The 21860-nt window shown below is 42.3% G+C and carries 13 protein-coding genes and 1 pseudogene; 8 read left to right on the top strand and 6 right to left on the bottom strand.

The annotated features are described in order from the left end of the window. Positions 1 to 88: 88 nt before the first annotated feature. The 6 genes and pseudogenes from HGR01_RS17490 to HGR01_RS17465 form a co-directional block, all read left to right on the top strand. Positions 89 to 235: pseudogene (locus tag HGR01_RS17490) on the top strand (cation:proton antiporter); the annotation flags it as partial. Positions 236 to 1293: 1058 nt separating this feature from the next. Further along, positions 1294 to 2670, top strand: a complete 1377-nt coding sequence (locus tag HGR01_RS17485) for a CmpA/NrtA family ABC transporter substrate-binding protein (RefSeq protein ID WP_045869740.1) — start codon at positions 1294 to 1296, stop codon at positions 2668 to 2670. Positions 2671 to 2860: 190 nt separating this feature from the next. Then, positions 2861 to 3700 carry a nitrate ABC transporter permease gene (gene ntrB, locus HGR01_RS17480; RefSeq protein WP_045869741.1) on the top strand — a complete coding sequence of 280 codons (840 nt, stop codon included), beginning with the start codon at positions 2861 to 2863 and terminating at the stop codon, positions 3698 to 3700. A gap of 108 nt (positions 3701 to 3808) precedes the next feature. Next, entirely contained in the window at positions 3809 to 5812 is a 2004-nt protein-coding gene (locus tag HGR01_RS17475; RefSeq protein WP_045869742.1) for a nitrate ABC transporter ATP-binding protein, read from the top strand. A 124-nt stretch (positions 5813 to 5936) separates the two neighbouring features. Next, positions 5937 to 6806, top strand: a complete 870-nt coding sequence (locus HGR01_RS17470; RefSeq protein WP_045869743.1) for a nitrate ABC transporter ATP-binding protein — start codon at positions 5937 to 5939, stop codon at positions 6804 to 6806. Between the two features lie 395 nt (positions 6807 to 7201). Next, positions 7202 to 9526, top strand: coding sequence for a CHAT domain-containing protein (locus HGR01_RS17465; RefSeq protein ID WP_045869744.1), 2325 nt, complete (start codon positions 7202 to 7204; stop codon positions 9524 to 9526). A gap of 540 nt (positions 9527 to 10066) precedes the next feature. Here HGR01_RS17465 and HGR01_RS17460 read toward each other — a convergent pair. Beyond that, the gene (locus HGR01_RS17460) at positions 10067 to 11932 is read right to left on the bottom strand and encodes a tetratricopeptide repeat protein (RefSeq protein ID WP_045869745.1); all 1866 of its coding nucleotides are present in this window, start codon (positions 11930 to 11932) and stop codon (positions 10067 to 10069) included. A gap of 223 nt (positions 11933 to 12155) precedes the next feature. On the opposite strand from HGR01_RS17460, the gene HGR01_RS17455 reads away from it, so the two are divergent. Next, positions 12156 to 12551, top strand: coding sequence for a hypothetical protein (locus tag HGR01_RS17455; RefSeq protein WP_045869746.1), 396 nt, complete (start codon positions 12156 to 12158; stop codon positions 12549 to 12551). 190 nt (positions 12552 to 12741) lie between these two features. On the opposite strand, the gene HGR01_RS17450 is transcribed toward HGR01_RS17455, so the two are convergent. Continuing rightward, positions 12742 to 14016, bottom strand: a complete 1275-nt coding sequence (locus HGR01_RS17450; RefSeq protein WP_045869747.1) for a ribulose bisphosphate carboxylase small subunit — start codon at positions 14014 to 14016, stop codon at positions 12742 to 12744. Positions 14017 to 14277: 261 nt separating this feature from the next. Further along, positions 14278 to 15741: a glycoside hydrolase family 13 protein gene (locus HGR01_RS17445; protein WP_045869748.1), complete on the bottom strand. Its 1464-nt coding sequence runs from the start codon at positions 15739 to 15741 to the stop codon at positions 14278 to 14280. A 314-nt stretch (positions 15742 to 16055) separates the two neighbouring features. Between HGR01_RS17445 and HGR01_RS17440 the strand changes: the two genes are divergently transcribed. Further along, positions 16056 to 16217: a hypothetical protein gene (locus HGR01_RS17440; RefSeq protein ID WP_155539149.1), complete on the top strand. Its 162-nt coding sequence runs from the start codon at positions 16056 to 16058 to the stop codon at positions 16215 to 16217. A gap of 970 nt (positions 16218 to 17187) precedes the next feature. Here HGR01_RS17440 and mutS read toward each other — a convergent pair. The 3 genes from mutS to HGR01_RS17425 form a co-directional block, all read right to left on the bottom strand. Next, positions 17188 to 19863: a DNA mismatch repair protein MutS gene (gene mutS, locus HGR01_RS17435; protein WP_045869749.1), complete on the bottom strand. Its 2676-nt coding sequence runs from the start codon at positions 19861 to 19863 to the stop codon at positions 17188 to 17190. An 87-nt stretch (positions 19864 to 19950) separates the two neighbouring features. Next, positions 19951 to 20592, bottom strand: coding sequence for a DUF4276 family protein (locus HGR01_RS17430; RefSeq protein ID WP_045869750.1), 642 nt, complete (start codon positions 20590 to 20592; stop codon positions 19951 to 19953). Continuing rightward, on the bottom strand, positions 20586 to 21773 hold the full coding sequence (locus tag HGR01_RS17425; RefSeq protein WP_045869751.1) for an AAA family ATPase: 1188 nt from the start codon (positions 21771 to 21773) through the stop codon (positions 20586 to 20588). Before HGR01_RS17425 ends, HGR01_RS17430 begins: the two co-directional genes overlap by 7 nt. Positions 21774 to 21860 lie beyond the last annotated feature (87 nt).

Below are 21860 nucleotides of genomic sequence, written 5' to 3'. Positions count from 1 at the left end.
TTACTAAATGGATGATTGTGGCGTGAGGTTGAGTGAACGCTCAAGAAATTGCAGAGTTTCTAGCACCAAGTTACAGCAATTAATGGTTAGCGGAACTTTAGATAAACCTTTACAAGCTGCAATCGTGATTATTGTGATTCTGACGACGTTCTTAGCACCATCTTTATTACGGTTTGCATTTAAACAGTCAGTTGAACCTCAAGAACCAATAGAACAAGCTGATTTACTTGGGTAATATTGCAAAACAAGTTAATACTATTTCCTTCTTAGCTCGCGCGTGCGGGCTTTATTTTTGGCACTCATAGGAAGCCAGAACACCGATTAATTATGCAAACCCCTTGTCTATGAATTGGAAGACGAAAATATACTTGTAGCAATTCAAATAATGTTTGCGACACATCAATATATTCTAGAGGGCATGGCAGTGCTATGCCCCTACAATCTTCTGTCACATTTTTCTTTCAAATTGGTATTAGCATAATCTCTTCCAAACCTCTTTACTTCCTGTTCTTTGCGCCTACCCTGAGGAAACGACTCCGTCGAATGTGGTTCGTTTTTCTGAATTCTTACCTAGTCTTAGCTACAATTGTGAATACTGAATCTGCTTCTAGGGTGTATGCAAAAATTATCCAATCACCTCAATTCCTGCACTAGTAAGCTGTGTTGTGACGCACTATAACGCATTAAAATAATTTTCAATACGTTAGGAATAAAGCCTAAAGATTTCCGTATTTTCCTGTAAATTACAATAGCCCAACTATAAACTGTTTGGCTTTTCTCTCTGTTTACATTAGTTAATGAATCAAATCGCTAATTATAGATTCACACAATAGTTATTATTGAAAATTCGCGTAAATGATGATTATAAATGAAATGCAAACAACTTAAAAATGTGCATTCATCTTGTCTAAATAATCGAATCCATAGAGAAAAATTTATATATAAGAGCTTGACAGCAACTTTAGAGGCGAAAGATAAAATTTTACTTATATATCTAATCTAATATTTATTTAAGAAGAAGAGGATCGAAGTTAACCATTTCTACCGTAATACCTGTAAACTAATTTTAACAAGTTAAGTGATGGTTCCTCGGTTGCCCAAACTCTAATCTATTCATTCCCAAAGTTTTTTTGATAATTACATCGGTTTCTATCGCCATTCCTTTTAGGAATGACGAAAATCTGTGTACCCAAAAACGAACAAATTAACAATTAAGACATGCAAGAAATAGTTTATTTTCTTGTCTTAGTTGGCATACAAAAAAAACTTAAACTGCACTTTTAAGGAGACCCTATGACAGAATTTCTGAATCAGTTTTCTCGCCGTAAATTTATCTTAACAGCCGGAGCTTCTGCGGGTGCTGTATTCTTGAAAGGCTGTTTAGGCAATCCTCCTGAAAGCGCTGGTGGTGGTGGCACAGCGCAACCAACAGCGCAGCAAGTAGCTAATATTAGTCCCGAACAAAAGCCAGAAACTGCTACAGTCAAGTTGGGATATATTCCCATTGTGGAATCAGCACCGCTAATTATTGCGAAAGAAAAAGGCTTGTTTGCGAAGTATGGCATTAACGTAGAACTTGCCAAACAAGCTTCTTGGGGTGCAGCCAGAGATAATTTGGAAATTGGCTCTGCTGGTGGTGGGATTGATGGTGGTCAATGGCAAATGCCAATGCCTCATTTAATTACAGAAGGCTTAATTACCAAGGGTAATCAAAAAATTCCCATGTATGTTTTGTGTCAATTAATTACACATGGGAATGGAATTGCGATCGCCAACAAGCACCTAGGTAAAGGTGTAAGTCTGCAATTGGCTGGCGCTAAGTCCTTATTTAAAGAACTCAAATCTTCTACACCCTTCACCGCAGCTTTCACCTTTCCCCACGTTAACCAAGATTTGTGGATTCGCTACTGGTTAGCAGCCGGTGGAATCGACCCTGATGCAGACGTGAAGTTGCTCACCGTACCTGCGGCGCAAACTGTCGCCAACATGAAGACAGGAACGATGGATGCATTCAGTACTGGTGACCCCTGGCCTTTCCGCATCGTCACAGACAAAATTGGCTACATGGCTGCATTAACCGCAGAGATTTGGAAGAATCATCCTGAAGAATACTTGGCGATGAGAGCCGATTGGGTAGACAAACATCCCAAAGCCACCAAAGCAATACTCAAAGGTATTATGGAAGCGCAGCAGTGGTTGGATAATTTTGATAACCGCAAAGAAGCAGCGCAAATTCTCGCCGGCAGAAATTATTTCAACCTCCCCTCACCCGAAATTTTGGCAGATCCATATCAAGGTAAATATGATATGGGTGATGGCCGCAAAATTGATGATAAAACAATGGCGGCTTACTACTGGAAAGATGAAAAAGGTAGCGTTTCTTATCCCTACAAGAGCCATGATTTATGGTTTATCACAGAAAACGTACGTTGGGGATTCTTACCGAAAGATTACATTGCCAATAATGGTGCAAAAGCCAAAGAATTAATCAATAAAGTTAACCGCGAAGATATTTGGAAAGAAGCTGCTAAAGAATTAGGAATTGCAGCAGCAGATATTCCTACAAATACATCTCGTGGTGTGGAAGAATTTTTTGATGGCAGCAAGTTTGACCCCGAAAAACCAGAGGAATATCTCAAGAGCCTCAAGATTAAAAAAGTGAGCATCTAAAGTTGTAGAGACGCGATTAATCGCGTCTGTACTCAAAGCGCGATTAATCACGTCTGTACTCAAAACGATATTAATCGCGTCTAAAAGTCAAAAGTTATTGGTGAATTTTCTTAATTACCAATAACAAATATCAAAAACCAAACACCAAACACTCAACGCCAAGTACCCAATTTAGAGGAGATAAAATCTTATGACTATTGCCCAAAAGCGCCCTGCAAGTCCTAGATTAGATAATAGCTTTATATCCCGTCTGCAAAAGCAATTTCCCAATATTGTACCGCCAGCGATCGCAATTATTATCTTTCTGGTTGTGTGGCAACTATTTGCTTGGACTCCTGGCGCAACCTTACCAGGGCCAATTCAGGTGATTTCAGATACTTGGCTATTGATTTTGTATCCTTTCTACGATAAAGGTGGCACAGATAAAGGTCTTTTCTGGCAGATTTGGGCAAGTCTCCAACGGGTTGCAATTAGTTACACACTAGCGGCAGTTGTTGGTATTGCTTTGGGCATTTTGATTGGGGTTAATAAAACCATGTCTAAAGCTTTAGACCCCATCTTCCAACTATTACGGACTGTACCTCCTCTAGCTTGGGTACCAATTTCCTTAGCAGCATTACGCCAAAACGAACCAGCAGCTTTATTCGTAATCTTCATCACAGCAATTTGGCCGATATTAATTAACACCGCTGTGGGTGTAACTCAAATTCCCCAAGATTACAACAACGTTGCTAAAGTTCTGCAATTGAGCCGCAAAGAATACTTCACCAATATCTTAATTCCTGCTGCTTTACCCTACATTTTCACAGGTTTAAGAATTGCAATTGGTTTGGCTTGGTTAGCGATTATCGCGGCAGAAATCGTCATGTCCGGTATTGTGGGAATTGGCTTCTTCATCTGGGATGCTTATCAAAACAACAACGTCAGCGAAGTTATTTTGGCTCTAGTTTATATCGGTGTTGTTGGTCTACTACTCGATAAATTAATGGCTTGGGTGCAAAACCTAATTTTACCTGCAGAACAGAAGTAGTCATTAGTCATTAGTCATTGGTCATTAGTCATTAGCAAAGGACAAATGACCAAGGACAAATAACAAACAACAAATGACCAAGGACAAATAACAAAGGACAAATAACAAATGAGCGTATTCGTTGCTGTTGATCAAATTGATAAGGTTTTTGAGTTAACTGGTGGTGGTCAGTATATTGCTCTTAAAGGAATTGACTTACAAATTAGAAAAGGTGAGTTTGTTTCTTTAATTGGTCACTCCGGTTGTGGTAAATCTACTCTGTTAAATATGATTGCAGGTTTAGATTTACCATCTGACGGTGTGGTGACTTTAGAAGGACAAAGAATTACCAGACCAGGCCCAGACCGGATGGTAGTATTCCAAAATTATTCCCTACTACCTTGGCGGACAGTGAGAGAAAATATCGCCTTGGCTGTAGATTCAGTGATGAAGGGAATGCCGGCGGCAGAACGCAAAGCCGTTGTCGAGAAGCATATAGATATGGTGGGTTTGCGTCCCCATGCTGATAAACAGCCGGGAATGTTATCAGGGGGACAAAAACAACGGGTAGCGATCGCGCGGGCTTTGGCAATTCGTCCTAAACTATTATTGCTAGATGAACCCTTCGGTGCGTTGGATGCATTAACTAGGGGGAACTTGCAAGAACAATTAATGCAAATCTGCGAAGAAAATCAAGTCACGGCGGTAATGGTTACCCATGACGTAGATGAAGCAGTATTGCTATCTGACAGAATTGTGATGTTGACCAATGGCCCCGAATCGAAAATTGGTGACATCTTAGAAGTAGATATCCCCAGACCCCGCAAGCGCATGGAAGTAGTAGAACATCCTAGCTACTACCGTCTGCGGAGTGAGATGATTTACTTCCTCAACCAGCAGAAACGCATTAAGAAAATTCGGGCGAGGAAAACTGCGAATATTTCCCGTCATGGCTTAGAAAAAGTCAACTTAGAAATTGGCTTCTTACCCCTCACCGCTTGCGCCCCTCTAGCGATTGCCAAAGAAAAAGGCTTTTTTGCCAAGCATGGTTTAGATGAAGTCAACTTAGTGCGGGAAACCAGCTGGCGCGGAATTGAAGATGGTATTGCTGGTGGTTATTTAGATGCTGCTCAAATGCCTTCGGGTATGCCAATGTGGTTAACATTGGGCGGACGTAAAAACCAACCGCTACCAGTGGTGAGTTCTCTGACCATGACTCGTAACGGTAACGCTATTACTTTAGCGAAGCGCTTTTACGACCAAGGTGTACAAAGCTTATCAGACTTCAAAAAATATCTGCTACGTACCCGCGAACAACGCCACACAATGGGCGTAGTGCATCCCGCATCCATGCACAACTTGCTGCTGCGTTACTGGCTAGCCGCTGGGGGAATTGACCCTGATATTGATGTGGATATGTTGACCATTCCCCCAGCGCAGATGGTCGCCGACTTACAAAATGCCAGTATTGACGGTTATTGTGTAGGCGAACCTTGGAACTACCGTGCTGCTGTGGAAGGTGTTGGCTTTACCGTCGCCACAGACTTAGAAGTATGGTTGGGACACCCCGGTAAAGTTCTGGGTGTGCGGGAAGATTGGGCGGAAGCTTATCCCAATACCCACATTGCTTTAACCAAAGCCTTACTAGAAGCTTGCGTTTACTGTGCAGATCCCCAAAATGCTGAGGAAATTAGAAGGATTACAGCCGGGCGTGACTATGTCAGCACCGATGTAGAGTATATTCAACTCGAAGATCCTGACAATTTAACTTGTGACTTAGATCATCCACTGCGGGATTACGCCCATCACCAATTTTATTCCGAGTCGGCAATCAACCGCCCCAGCCGTACCGAACAAATTTGGATCATGAGTCAACTAGCGCGGTGGGGTGATACACCTTTCCCGAGAAATTGGGTAGAAGTTGTAGAAAGAGTTTGTCGAGTCCGCGTCTTCAGCACCGCAGCCAGAGAATTAGGTTTGGATATTAGCTATACTCGCCAACCGATTCAGCTATTTGATGGGACTCCTTTTAACGCTGATGATCCCATATCCTACCTCAACACCTTGCAAATTAAGCGTGACTTCTCCATTGCTGAAGTCATCCTCGATTCACCAAGAAGAACAGCAGCGTAAAAAGCTAAAGGATAAAGTTTTCGCCTTTATCCTTTGAAAACTGAATTTCCCTTGATCTTCACCCTAGCCTGAGACAAGTTGCTACGCGTCTACACCCTTCACACTTCACCCTTTCTCCATCCCTATGCAAAACCGCAATTTAAGACTAGCTGAAAACCCCAGAGATGCACAAAGAACAGGATACGCAGGTGGAATTAGCACCCGTCAGCCTTTCCTAGAAATTAGAGACGTTTCTAAAGTTTACCCCACCAAAAAAGGCCCCTTCACCGTACTTGATGGCGTTAACCTCAACGTCGAACAAGGTGAGTTTATTTGTGTAATTGGTCACTCTGGCTGTGGCAAATCCACTCTATTAAATATGGTGTCGGGGTTTAACTTTCCCACCTCCGGCGAAGTACTGCTAGAAGGAAAACCCATCACCAAACCAGGCCCAGACAGGATGGTGGTTTTCCAAAACTATGCTTTGCTTCCCTGGCGCACAGCATTTGAAAATATTTATCTCGCTGTCAACGCAGTTTACCCCGAAAAGCCAGAACAGGAAAAACGAGCGATCGTCCGGGAACATTTGGCAATGGTGGGACTGGCTGATGCAATGGAAAAGAAACCAATGCAAATGTCCGGTGGTATGAGACAGAGAGTTTCCATCGCCCGTGCATTGGCAATTCGTCCCAAAGTGCTGATTTTAGACGAACCTTTTGGGGCGTTAGATGCGATTACCAAAGAAGAATTACAAGAAGAATTACTGAAGATTTGGGGTGATAATCGCTGCACAGTGCTGATGATTACCCATGATATTGATGAAGCACTGTTTTTAGCAGACAAATTGGTAATGATGACCAATGGCCCCCATGCAAAGATTGGGGAAGTCTTAGAAATTCCTTTTTCTCGCCCACGCGATCGCGCCCGCATCATGGAAGATCCACAATATTATAAGCTGCGGAACTATGCCCTAGACTTCCTCTTTAACAGATTTGCCCACGATGACGTAGGGTAAAACGTCCCCTAACACAACAAAGGTTAGCACGAGTCAAAAGTAAAAGGTTTAGTCTACCACCTGCCTTTTATTTTTGGCTTTTTTTCATGAACATGTAGGGGCACGGCACCGATCAGATATTGTATCAGCGAAAATCTATGAATGCCGTGCCCTGACCGATTTGTTGGTGTGTTTGCGGTTCAGGCGATCGCTCCCCAGCATCTGTGAGGGCACGGCACCAATAATATATTTGTATACCCGAAAGTTTGTGGATGCCGTGCCCCTACCAACCAACGATGTGGGTAATGTAACATTATTTTGCTGCCGTTGATGCCAAAAACAAATTTCATCAAAACTGCATAGGCTTCGCCATCACAGAGATATATGTTACTGACAGGATTACCTCAGTAACACCGATGAAGATATACAAAATCGCACTTCTGACTTTCATCACTCTACTCACCACCATTGGACAAGCGCCCATCAACCACAGCGCCATTGTGGGAATAAACCAAGCGTCAGCGCAAACCCCACAGGCGCGGAAAGCTGAAGCATACAAACTGTTTAAAGAAGGGAGTCAGCAGTATGATGCTAGTCAATTAGAAGCGGCATTACAATCGTGGCAACAAGCACTAATTATTTTCCGAGAAATCAACAACCGTCAAGGTGAGGGTGCAGTGCTGGGTAATCTCGGTCTTGTTTACTATGATTTAGGAGACTATCAAAAAGCGATTGAGTATCATCAGCAGAGTTTAGCGATCGCAGTTGAAGTTAAAGACCGTCAAGGTGAGGGACAATCATTAGGTAATCTCGGTATTGCTTACGATGCTTTAGGAGACTACAAACAAGCGATCGCTTACCTCCAGCAAACTTTAGCGATCGCAGTGGAAATTAAAGATAGATTCATTGAGAGTAATGTACTCTCGAATCTTGGTCTTGCTTACGCTAAGTTGGGTGAATACCCAAAAGCTATTGATTACCATTCCTCAAGTTTAGTCATTGCTAGGGAAATCAAAGACCGTTTTGGAGAAGGTAGATCCCTGAGTAATCTCGGTGCTGCTTATTATTCTTTGGGAGACTATCCAAAAGCGATTGATTACCAACAACAGAGTTTAGCGATCGCCCAACAAATCAACGACCGAGTAGGTCAGGTAAAATCCTTAAGTAATCTGGGTAATGCTTACCTAGCCTTAGGAGAATACCCCAAAGTTATTGAGTACCAACAACAGAGTTTAGCGATCGCCCAACAAATTAAAGACAGTAGTGGTGAGAGTAACTCTTTAAACAATCTAGGGCTAGCTTACTACAAACAAGGTAATCTCAGCGCCGCAGAGAAAACATTATATGAAGCAATTAAGGTTAAAGAATCTCTGCGAAATCAAAAATTATCTGATACCAATAAAGTATATCTTTTTGATACCCAACGTAGCACCTACAGAATTTTACAAAAAGTTCTCATTGCTCAAAATAAAACTGATGCTGCTTTAGAAATTTCCGAACGTGGTCGGGCTAGGGCGTTTGTTGAGTTGTTAGCATCTCGCCTATCTACTAATAATAAACAAGCAGATAAATCATCTTCATCACCAACAATTGCGGAAATTAAACAAATTGCTAAACAGCAAAATGCCACCCTTGTGGAATATTCTATTATTTATGATGATTTCAAAGTAGCAGGTAAACAACAATCGCAAGAATATAAGCTCTATATTTGGGTTGTTAAACCAACCGGTGAAGTCACATTCCGCAAAGTTGACCTGAAATACTTATGGCAAAAAGATAAGACAAATTTAAATGAACTAGTTACCCAAATTCGCACAGGAGTTGGTGCTTTTAGAGGTAGAAATGCTGGCGGTATTTTAGCAGTACAAAATTCTCAGTCTGCTAAAAGTAAAAAACCCTTAAAAAAACTGTATGACATCTTAATTAAAGATATCGCTGATTTATTACCAAAAAACCCTAGTGAACGAGTTATTTTCATCCCTCAAAGTTCTTTATTCCTTGTTCCTTTCCCAGCTTTGCGCGATGAACAAGGTAAGTATTTACTGGAAAACCATACCATCCTCACCGCCCCAGCAATTCAAGTATTAGATTTCACTCAAAAATTAGGACAGGGAAGAACAATCAACTATAATAATGCTCTGATTGCAGGTAATCCAACTATGCCTGTAGTCTCTACAGAACCAGATCAACCAGCAACACAGTTAATTCCACTACCAGGGGCGGAACAAGAAGCCAAGACAATTGCTGATATGTTAAAAACTCAAGCAATTATCGGGAAAGATGCGACTAAAGCTAATATTCTGCAAAAGTTATCAACAGCAGATGTGATTCATTTAGCTACTCACGGTTGGGCGGATGATAACCGGGGTTTGGGTAGTTGGATTGCGCTTGCACCATCGGGTAAAGATAATGGTTTACTCAAAGCTGAAGAAATATTAGATTTAAAATTAAAAGCTCAATTAGTTGTTCTCAGTGCTTGTGAAACGGGGAAAGGTAAACTTTCTGGTGATGGGGTAATTGGGTTATCGCGATCGTTAATTTCTGCGGGTGTTCCCAGTGTGTTAGTTTCTCTGTGGCAAGTACCTGATGAACCGACACAATATTTAATGGTGGAGTTTTATCAGAGTTTGCAAACTCAACCAGATAAGGCGCTGGCTTTGCGTCAAGCGATGTTGAAAACAAAGGAGAAATTTCCTTCGCCTGTTAATTGGGCGGCGTTTACTTTGATTGGAGAAAGATAATATTAATTCAAATAATGTCTGCGAAATATCAATATATTCTAGAGGGCAAGGCATTGCCCAGTTGTGTCAACTTAAGCTAAAAGCTATATAGGGCGGGCGTTGTACATAATACCTCGCGCCCTCATCCCCTAACCCCTTCTCCCCGAGGAGAAGGGGAACTAAATCTCTTGCTCCCCTCTCCCGGTGGGAGCCTACGGTGTACACAGAAGTCTTGAAATCCTACCTGGAAGGGAGTTTTAAACTCAGATAAAAATCGCTCAAAACCTGTCATTGCGAGCGAAGCGTTCGCGTAGCGTCTCGAAGAGAAGCAATAAGAGCACCAAGCGATTGCTTCGTCGTTCCTCCTCGCAATGACAATTTAAGGGGGTTGAAATCCCTGAAACGTATGCGGAGAGTACTTGTGTGTACACCGTAGCCCGGTGGGAGAGGGGCTGGGGGTGAGGGCAAAAACCTTGCTACAAGGCGGGTTTCGCGTTAAGTTGACACCAACGGGCATTGCCTTGCCCCTACAATCTGTCGCTTTCTTTTTTGAAATTGGTATTACCTATCGTCCTGATAAACTGTTAACAAATGGGGAATATGATCGTAGCCATCTACGCCGATAATGGCGATAATTTTGGGACGGTGTTGTTGTAAGAAATTTTGGAAAGCTTCTGTTCCTAGTTGTCCCTGTAAAATTGTTAGTAATCCGGCTGGTTGCCGCCATTCACGAGAAGCAATTTGCTCTAGCAAATACATTCCTAAACCACCAGTGTAAATTGCTTTTTCGTAATTTTGCAGTTGATAATAAGCTTCAGCTAAATAAGCTAAATTACGTCCTTGCAGATATAAGTCACCAGATGTCTGCGCTGTTTTAAAACCTTCTTCCAAATATTTAATCGCATCCTGTTGCTGCCCAATCACAAGATAGGCGATTCCTAAACTACTGAAACACAAAGCTTTACTTTGAATATCACCTAATTGTTCTGATAACTTTAAGCCTTGTTGCAAATAGTTAATTGCCATTTCGTAGGTTTCTGGCTCTACTTGCTCTAATTCTTGGGCGTGCATCACTTCGCTGTAGCCTAAATTAATTAGGGCGTTGGCTTCGCCTGTACGTAGGCTTTGCCCGCCGTAGGCATCGCCTGCTTGACGGCTGAGAATTAATGCCCGTTGGCTGTTGTTAATCGCCTCAACATAATCTTGTTCTTGGACATAGGTACGGCTGAGGTGGTTGAGATTGGCAATTTCACAGGCGCGATCGCCTGCATTTCTGGCTATTTCTAATGCTTGTTGATGAAAGTCAATTGCCCGTCTGTATTGTCCTAAAGCTCGTTGGGAATAACCTAAAAGTGTCAAAATCCGCGCCTTTTCTTGGGTCTTCTCTACCTGTCGCAGTGGTTCATCGAGATAATCTAAGGCACCGCGTAAATAATTCCCAGAAAAGGAAGCGAAAATCCCCCCGTAAAGCGGAAAATAAGGACGCAGGGCAAAGTTACGCAGAATTTGCAGCATGATTTGAGATGCAGCATTGCTGTAGACAGTAGCTACATTTTGGAAACCACTGGCTAACTGACTCCACAGCACCGCAAAGGTCAAGTAGGTGGAAATTGATAACTTTGACCCAGCTTGGATATTGTAAGGTTGTTGGTCAAACCAGTTAACTAAACCCCGTTGCAAATATTGCAGAATAAATGCCATCTCTACCCAGTCACCCAGGGTAATACTGCGCTGTTGTGCGGCAAATTCAATGGCAGATTGCTCTAATGCTAAGGTACGCAGTAATGCTTGGGGTAATGGGCTAGTAACCTGCTTTGCCCAAGTTGCCCAAGGGCCGCTTTCTCCGGCTACGCCACCAAACCCTAGTGATTGATTTTGCTCGTACATCCAACTAACTAAGTGTTCTTGCAAGCGTTGCCAAGCAGCCAAACCCCGATTCATTCCTTGGGATATTTGCTGTAAATCGGAATCTGCTTGAGCAAATTGCTGTAAAGATTTTGACAATTGCTGTAGCTGTTGGGAATTTAGGGGATATTTTTGATTGGGGTCAGTAAACCTCAGAAATGTTGCTAGACGTTCCTCAGCCTCAGCTGTAGTAATTTCTCGCACCGCAGAGACGATCGCTTCTGTAGCTTTGTTGTGTTCTTGCCATCTCAGCCATTGACTGTGAATGGTTTTCATGGCTCTTAAAGACCGAGTAGCCTTAGCTTTCTTCAGTTCATCCTTTTCGCCATCTACCTGGCTTTGAATCGCACCCAAGCGATCGCTCAACACTAACTCAAACACTTCCCCCGTACCAGGATTCACCCCTTTGAGCAGCATTTGATACACCTGCTCCACAGAGCTAATCTTGCCCTTGAGGGTAGTGTCCACAATTTCATCAATTAAAGCCAGGTAGCGATCGCGTAAAGGTAGAGAGTCTGACACTTTAGCTACGAGTAATGTACGTCAACTCCATTTTACATGGGGCATTGAGTATTGGGCATTGGTCATTGGTCATGGGTAATGAGAATTTTCCTATAAATGCCAGATAGTAAAATTACTTAGGTATTTGTTATAAAAATTAACATTATTTGCGTATATTGCTGAACCGAAATTTACCTTCACTAAGGCAAGCTAGCCGTAGACTACCATACCATCGGTGACATCTATGCCTCGCGAAAGACAAAAATCACGTATTTTAGAAAAGGCTCAATTAAGAACCTACGGACTCAATGCGATTGATCCAAACATTGATTTTGGAGAGAATCGCAACTTGGAAGGCATGAAAGAGCTAATAGAGAAATTACGCAATAAAATGCTGGCTTATAATACTGCTTTAGTCACACTAAATGCTTATAAAAGCGAGATTCAAGATTTAGAAAAAATCTTGGGCGACCTCTGCGAGAGAATGTTACTGGGAGTCGCCTTTAGATACGGTAAAGACAGCCACGAATATGAATTAGCAGGTGGTGTGCGTACAAGTAAACGCGTCCGTAAAAGCACGATTACCCGTTCTAAGGCGGTTAAAGAAGAAACACCAAGTGGGAAAACGAAGAAGGCGTAGGAGTGGGGAATGGGGAATGGGTAATGGGTAATGGGTAATGGGTAATGGGTAATGGGGAAGTTAGAACTTGTGCTTTCTCCCTCATCTCCCTCATCTCCCTCATCTCCCTCATCTCCCTCATCTCCCTCATCTCCCTCATCTCCCTCATCCCCCTCATCCCCCTCATCCCCCTCATCCCCGCTTCCAGTCCTTAATTCCTTCCGTTCGGACGTTGAATAATCGTTTCCATGACTCGGCGCTTGGCTTTGGGATCTATGGCTACTAAACGTAGGTACTCGCCTTCATATTCAGTTAGACATGATTCTAAAGCTGAGATGGCATCTGAGTGAGCATCAATGTGGGTATTGAGACAACTTTGCCATGAACCTGTGCGGAAGCGTCTTTCATCGACATGTTCAATGTTAATTGTGTAACCCTGCGCTAAGATTTGCCGGATTTGTTCTTGTGTTTCTAGGGTTAAATGGGGACTTAATGTTTCTGGTTTTTGTAAGTTGTGATTAGTTGCGCCTTTATTTACACCATTGCTTGATGGCTGATTTGTTGGTGTCCCCGCAGCAGGTGGTGCAGCTTGATAACTTTTGCCGCGATTGAGGCGATTATATTCGTCAACTAACTGGGAATTTTCGACTCGTTTTTGTTCGCCAACCATCAATTTACCAGATTCAAGTAAATGAGATAGCCTAAAATCTGGTTTTTTAAATTCTGGTGGCCCTTCAATGCTATTGACTATCCGCAGGGAAACACGCTCAAATCCTATTTGATGGATGAAGTTGCGAATTTGTTCGTCATAAATGCGCGATCGCAATGCGCTAAAAAAGTCTATCGATTGATTGGGGAAGGTATCAACTAGCTGTTCAATTTCTCGTTGGGAAAGTCCATCTGGTTCAAATATCCCGGCAACTATTCCTACCTTATCGTCGCGATCGGGTTCCCAGTAAAATTTCTCCATGCGACCATCCCGAATTAATGGTGCATAAAGGGTAGAAAAATCGTTGCCTGTCACGATAATCGGTACTCGACGTAAAGGTGTGGAATCGTAACTGCCAGGTAATTGCACATCTGTAGGATTATCGGCAATATTCATCAGTGTGGCGTTCACCAACTGAGTATTGACTGTATATTGCGTTCCTTCATCAAATCTACCTGCACCCGCATCTAAATCATTAATCATCAGCACGCACATTTTACCGCGCACTTTGATTAATTCTGCGGTTTCTCGATAGCGCAGACGTATTAAACGTGCTGGATCTCCCGCGTCTGGACTTTCTAATTCACCACCAGATATGTGAGTTACTTCTACACCCATTTTCTCGAAGACTAACTCACATTGAAAAGATTTTCCCTCTCCCTTACGTCCGTGAATCCCTAAAATTAAGGGAACTCGCACGCCAGGGAGATCTAGAAAGTTTTTGGTAATATGGACAGCTAATTTGTCCAAAAACCGAGGAGCAATATAGTAACTCATGCAATTAATTTTGGTTAGTGCTTCTTAGGATCATGGTAGTTTTTTTTAGCTACTGATGTTTATGTATCTTTGGGTAGAGAAGGGGTTGGGGATTGGGGACTGGGGAACTCGGGGCCCCCTCTGGGGATAAGGGGTAATGGGGACTGGGGACTGAGGATTGGGAAGAAGGGTGGGTATGGGCAATAACTTAAAAAATAAGGGCTTGAGCGATAAAATTGCCCACCCTAAGAATAAGTGTGATGAAAATTATTTTATGCGTTATTAACTGACGCTGAGGATGCAACCGGCACGTGGGGGAAGAGATAGGGAAAGCTGCTGTGTTTCTCCTGGATTATCCCAGGTAACTTCAGCATTGCCATATACCAGCTTGTTGGGTTGAGTACGCAAATTATTAATGTCAATATTTGCGTTTGTTGATGCTGTACCTGTGTTAACGGCAATAATTAATTCTTCTGTGCCTAAGGTTCTGGCAAATACATACAGTGCGCCTTGGGCATAAATTACTTGGTAATCGCCTGTCCGTAAAGCTGGGTAGGTGTGGCGCAGGGCAATTAATTGGCGGTGAGTCTGGAGGATTTCACGATTCCAGCTAGCTTCTAAAGGAAAGCCACGGCGAGAATCAGGATCTATGGCACCTGGTAAACCAACTTCATCACCATAGTAAATACTAGGCGCACCAGGAAATGTCAGCAAGAGGAGGGTTGCTAATTCTACACTGGCTACATCACCACCAGAAATTGTCAGTAATCGGGCGGTATCGTGACTCGCTAGCAAGTTTAATTGCGTCAGCTGAATTTCCCAAGGGTACAGTTGCAATACTTCTTGAATTTGGGCAGCATACTCAGCTGCAAATAAAGGTGGATAGGGTTTATAGTCACGGCTTTGCACTTGATCTAAGACTACGCGATCACCTGCAGCAAAGGCGATGGTTGGCCCAGCAAACAGATAATTCATTACGCCGTCAAATTGGGTACCATCTAGCCACTCGCGGGAATCTCCCCAGACTTCACCCACAATATAAGCTTCGGGATTAATTGCTTTGACGCGATCGCGAAATTCTTGCCAAAATCCAGGTGTTTTAATTTCAAATGGCACATCTAACCGCCAACCGTCAATGCCGAATTTAATCCAATATTCGGCAATTTCCATAATATATTCTTTGACTTCGGGGTTGTCGTGGTTAAATACTGGTAAAGCCCGATTTCCCGCCCAGCCTTCATAGTTGGCAGGAAAGTCTCCGTTGTAAGCTGAAAGAGGCCAGCCTTCAACTTTAAACCAATTTACCCAAGGAGAATGAGGGCCATTTTCTAAAACATCGTGAAAAAAGAAAAAGCCGCGACTGGAGTGGTTAAATACTCCATCTAACACAACTTTGATATGGCGCTGATGGGCTGCGTCTAGTAATCCCTTAAAAGCTTCATTACCCCCTAACAGCGGATCAACCTGATAATAATCGTGGGTATGGTAGCGGTGATTACTCGCAGATTGAAAGATGGGTGTAAAGTAGATGGCGTTAATTCCTAGATCCTGGATGTAATCTAGACCTTCCAGAATGCCCCATAAATCGCCCCCTTTGTAACCTTGCAGCGTTGGCATGGCTTCCCAATCTTCCCACCGGGCCTCATGCAATAAACGTTTGCGAGGCTGTTTACTTCTAGCAAAGCGATCAGGAAAAATTTGGTAGAAAACCGCGTGCTTTACCCAGTCTGGTGTTTGAATTTGCATGAAGTCCTCTCGATACTATTAGGTGCGATCGTTGCAAATAATAGCTTCTTTGCGGGTCTTACTTGTGGTAGAAATTCAAATATTAATTGTTGACGGTTGACGGTTGACTGCCAATACAGTTCGGTTAAGGGGGAAAGGGAAAAGGGGTAAGTATTGAATTTACCCTTACCCCTTTTCCCATTGCCCTTTTCCCAAATCACGAGGGAGATACAAAATACTTATCCGAACCGTATTGGGCCGCGATCGCTCGTCGCACTGGTAATCGGATCTGGACGCTTACCCGCGATAACCAACATCTTCAACATTCTCATACCTTGAAACGTTTTATTAGTCGTGTTCGCCAACGTGTAGAAGGCGTTTTTCATGAAATTCAAAATACTGGGCGTAATCCCGAACGCCTACTCAACAAAACTGTTGATGGTTTTTGCGTACATATCCCTGTTCTGTCACTCTCCGAAAACTTTTGCCATTTCTGAATTCTAGAGCTTTTGTATAACAAGCGTTTGCGCGATTATTTTCTAATAACAAATACAAGACCAACTTTTTTCTAATAGTATAGCTTGTATTGATTGCCTCATCGGGCTTCTAGCGATCGCCCTCCCGGAGAGTGACAAAAGCGGGATATTGCTGCCAAGATTGCATCTCACACACTACGTTTGTTGCTTCGTCTACGTTTTGGGATTAATGTTCTCACTTTCCAATCTCAACTTCTTTAATTCACATTAGGCGTAATTTATAAAAATCAGCGCATAACACAACGCCAGTTTGTTCAAGTTGGGGTACCCACCTACACGACTGGCTCCCCTACAGTTATTTTATTTTTACTGGATCAATATCCTCTTATTTTGCAATTTTCTTATTAAAATTAAAAATATCCTACAAACAAATCTAGATTTTATAACTCACCATTCGCGTAATCCAAATCGGAAATAATTAATTCCCAAAAAACCATGAAATTCCTACTATATATAGCTTTGGTTTTGGTAATCAGAATAGAAAGCTTACACTTACCCGATTTCCCTCAAAGATTTCAGTAGGAATCTGAATGTATCGGTGCGATCGCACCGTCATCGCACTGTGAACTAACCACGCCTCTAAAGGGTATATGGATAAAAGTTTGATGCGATTAATCCTTTTGTTGTAAGCCTTTTAACCATTTTGATGAATTCTTTATTTTCAGAATCGATTACGCGAACGATGAGTTATAATCATCCAATTTCCGCAATTTATGGAAATAACATATGAATTATGCCATCCGTCAAGGTGTAGAGGAATCATGGAATGGTGGCAACAAATAAATCACTCGGAGGGCACAGCACTGCTGTGCCCCTACCTATTTGTCACATTCTTTTTTTAAGTTGGTATAAATTGGTATGACAATTAAGAGCATTCCAATTACCAATTACCTAACCCCCATGCCCTATGCCCCATGCCCAATGCCCCTTTCTAATCAAGATTTTGTAAGCCCATCGCAATTTTACTGTGCTTTTCGATTTGCCCCATGACTTGTTTTGCTCGTTTAATAACCACAGCTGGTAAACCCGCTAACCTACCCGCTTCAATACCGTAAGATTTATCAGCGCCCCCTGGTTGAACTTGGTGTAAAAAGATAATTTGGTCGGGTAATTCTTTGACTGTCACCTGATAATTAGCCACATTTGCTAACATTCCTGCCAGTTCGTTTAACTCGTGGTAATGGGTAGCAAAAATTGTTCTGGCTTTGATATCTGTTGCTAAATACTCAGCTACCGCCCAAGCGATAGATAGCCCATCAAAGGTTGCAGTTCCGCGACCAATTTCATCTAAAAGTACGAGCGATCGCAATGTGGCATGATTGAGAATATTGGCGGTTTCGTTCATCTCTACCATAAAGGTAGATTGACCTGTAGCTAAATCATCGACTGCACCCACACGGGTAAAAATGCGATCGCAAACTCCCAACTTGGCAAATCTCGCCGGCACAAAACTCCCAGTTTGCGCCATTAACTGAATTAACCCTACCTGACGCAAATAACAACTCTTACCGCTAGCATTGGGCCCAGTTAGGATAATTAAGTCAGGAGATGAGGGAGATGAGGGAGATGAGGGAGATGAGGGAGATGAGGGAGATGAGGGAGATGAGGGAGATGAGGGAGATGAGGGAGATGAGGGAGATGAGGGAGATGAGGAGGATAATTTAGCGCTTTCATCTCCTAACTGTGTGGAGTTGGGGACAAAGAAACCCGAAGGTATAGACTGTTCCACTACTGGATGTCGCCCATCGACAATTTGAATTTCTCGCCCAGGTACCATTTGCGGGCGACAATAGCCTTGATTTACGGCTAACTCGGCTAAACCACACAACACATCTACCGCCGCCACAGCGCGCGACAGATTGCGAATGACTTCCGCCTGTTCTCCCACTTCTTCCCGCAAGGCGACAAAAATCTCATATTCCAACTGATTTAAATCATCACGGGCGGAAAGAATTCGGGCTTCCCGTTCTTTTAATTCGGGAGTGATGTAACGTTCCTCATTCGTCAGCGTCTGCTTGCGGATGTAATTACTAGGAACTTGGTCAGATTTAGCACGAGAAATACTGATGTAGTAACCAAAGGTTTTATTAAATCCTACTTTTAAAGTGGGGATGCCCGTTCTCGCCCTTTCATCAACTTCTAAATTAGCAATCCACTGCTGATCCGCTTCTACAGTAGCTTTACTCTCATCCAATAAATTATTTACACCAGAGCGAATTAAACCACCTTCTTTAATATGTATGGGTGGTGACTCGACAATATGGGCGTGTAATTTTTGTGCCAACTCTTCTAATTTTGCGGGCACTTTCTGCAAAGCCCTTAAAAAGGGAGAATAAGCTTCACTAACTAACTCTGATAATTCTGGTAGGCGAGAGAGGGAATCTGCCAAAGCGACTAAATCTTTAGCATTTGCAGTCCCCGAACCAGCCCTACCTGTTAACCGTTCCAAGTCATAAATTTGCCGGAGTAACTGCCGCAAATCTTGACGTAACGCTGTATTTTCGACTAATTCTTGAATGGTATCTTGCCTGGCTTGAATGCCTTTAATATCGATAAGTGGTTGCAGTAACCACCGCCGCAAAGCCCGCCCGCCCATAGCGGTATTCGTTCTATCTAACGCCCACAGCAAGGAACCGTGAAAAGTCCCATCGCGAACGGTTTGGGTAATTTCTAAGTTACGCCGGGTTTGATGGTCAACAATGAGATAATCAGTGACGGTATAGGTGCGTAATAACTGCAGCGGAACGGAGTTTTCTTTTTGCGTATCTGCCAAATATTCTAAAAGACCGCCAGCCGCCCGCACAGCTAAGGGCAAATGTTCACAACCCAGACCTTCGAGCGATCGCACTTTGAATTTCTGCAATAATCTACTTCTAGCTTCTCCAGCAGAAAATGGTACTTGCGATCGCAAACTATAACAAAAAGCTGGCGGTAAACATTGGGGGAGATGAGGCGAAGTTTCTCCCGGACGTAATATGCTACCTAAATCGGGAGCATTCGTAGGAAACAGCACCTCGGAAGGCTGTAAACGCATTAACTCTTGGGTGAGGTGTTCTAAATCACTTCCTTGTGTTGTGAGAAATTCCCCTGTTGATATATCTGCATAGGCTAAACCCCAATGATTAGCCGCAATTACCACAGCAGACAGGTAATTATTACGACTTGCTTTCAGCATTCCTTCTTCCAGCAACGTCCCAGGGGTAAGGATGCGTGTTACCTCACGCCGTACCAAACCCACAGCTTCGGAAGCATCTTCTACTTGGTCACAAATCACCACAGCATAGCCTTTCTCTACCAATTGGGTAGTGTAGCGTTCCCAAGCGTGGTGAGGTACACCAGTCATCGCCACCCGTCCAACTTCACCACCGTGCTTGCTAGTCAGAACTAGTTCTAGTTCGCGAGATACAGTCACAGCATCTTGGAAAAAAGTTTCAAAGAAATCCCCTACGCGATATAGCAGCAGCGCATGAAGATACTTATCCTTCATTTCTACATAATGTTGATACATCTTGCTCAACTTGCTGCGGTCTACCAGTCGCGTGTCCGAGTGAGGCGCAGTTGGATGATTGGATTCCGTTGGCTGAAATTCAGAATCAAAAGCTGTCATAAATACTAGGAGTTACGCACGGGAAAGCCACAACATCCGATGATAACGTGATTGATACTTGAATTGCGATCGCTCTAGATTTTTTTATTACTCGCTTGGGTCGTTGGCTGATACACCCATTTTTGCAGATAGTATGGTAAAAAGGCGATCACAGTAAGGCGAAGCATTGCGAATCTTAGTTAAATCCAACAATGCTAACAGCTTGGATGCATGATTTATTTTGTGATACTCACCTTTGGTAGTGCTGCGAGTCGCAGACTTTAGAATTGGTTCCAAGCTTTCTTTATCAATCGTCTCCACGTTAGAATTTTTGGGAATGGCATTTTCTTTAAATCCTTGTCCATAAAATTTTTTGAGAGTTTCAATATCTGCTACCAACCAAGCTTCCATTGCTTGCACCATTAAATGGCAATGGCTATCATCAACTCCTGCTGGTTTATCCCAATTATCCCTAAACTTTAAATGTGCCCAAGGAGAATCTATTTTCACAGGTGCTTCCGCATCAACCAGCAACACATTAAAAGCATCTGGATGAGATTTTATAGCATTTTTGAAGTTGCGAAAAGCATTATTACGAGAACCACAGATAATAATATCCCATTTAATGCGTTGGCTTTTTGCCAATTCAACAAGTGGTTTGAATAACTGACTAAATCCTTGTCTAATTAAAGCTTTTGTATTTTTACCATAACCACCACCTTCAATATAAATCCGAATTTCTTTTACCATCGATTACCACCAATTTCACCCATCCGCCAAAGGTCACCAAGAGTATAATTTTCTAACCAGTTTTTTAGTTGATCAGGTTCAAGACGGCGGAGGTGAGAGCCTTTTTCATCTCGTTCACACACTAACACTGATTCTGGATATTCACTTAAAGCAGAAACCAAAGCATCAGAATGAGTTGTCACAATCAATTGTGTTCTCTGAGAGGCTTCAATTAACATTTCTGCGATAGTAGGTAAAATATCTGGATGCAACCCTATTTCTGGTTCTTCAAGACAAATAAGTGGTGGTGGTGTTGGGTCAAGCAGTAAAGCTATGAGAAATAAATAACGTAGTGTTCCATCAGATAAACGAGTTGCAGGAATAGGCTGAACTAGACCTTCTTCACGAATAAATATCTGTACTGTACCGCCATATATTCTGACATTTAGTTCTTCAACTGCATCATAAAACTTTTTCAGCTTCTCGATAATTTTTCTACTACCTATTTGGTTTTGTAAGTTGTTTAAAACCAAACCTAAATTGCTACCATCCTCTAGTAGAGGATATTCTGGCAAGTCAGTCTGTTGAGGTTTTCGTGGTTCACAATGACGACCTATAGGTAAATCTCTATATATACATATTTGAGAAAATTGATTCCGAATATAGGTTATTTCTGGATATTTACGTGCTTCTTGAACTTGAGCTAAAATTGACTGCTCCAATTCCAGTAATTCTGAATCCCAAAATTCATTATAGAGCTTTTCTACTCCATTTATATCTTTTTCTTTAACCGTAAAACTTGGGTTTCCATCTATATCAGAGCGGTCAAAATATGTATAATTTTTATCTTTTATCTCCTCATCTAGTAACTCAATTTTCTGCTGATATTTGGTGAAATTTATGCTATAAAATAAAGTCTTTAATTCTTTAGGATAATCAACAGATATTGTAAATTTGGCTATGGGAATATCTTTGTTCCCTTTCCATAGAAACTCGCTAATACCTCCACCTTGTCGAAAGGCTGCTGGTAAATCTTTAGGAGTTGCCCGTAAAATCCCAATAGCTTCAATCAAATTTGACTTACCTGAAGTATTAGAACCAATTAATACATTTAGTGGTTGCAGTTCTATCTCTTCACCTTCACTTCCATAAGACAGGAAATTTTCTAGCCTGAGTGTGTGGATAAATCTTTTGCCTTCCATTCAATTCTCCTATCTGGCTAATCATATTAGCTTGCTATAGTCTAGCAGTCGCTTATTAGAATAAGACTCACTATCCTTATGAGGTAT

Source organism: Tolypothrix sp. PCC 7712 (genome assembly GCF_025860405.1).
GTDB classification, from domain to species: Bacteria; Cyanobacteriota; Cyanobacteriia; order Cyanobacteriales; family Nostocaceae; genus Aulosira; species Aulosira diplosiphon.
Note: the sequence above shows the minus strand (reverse complement) of the source record. Positions and strands in the feature narration are given on the sequence as shown.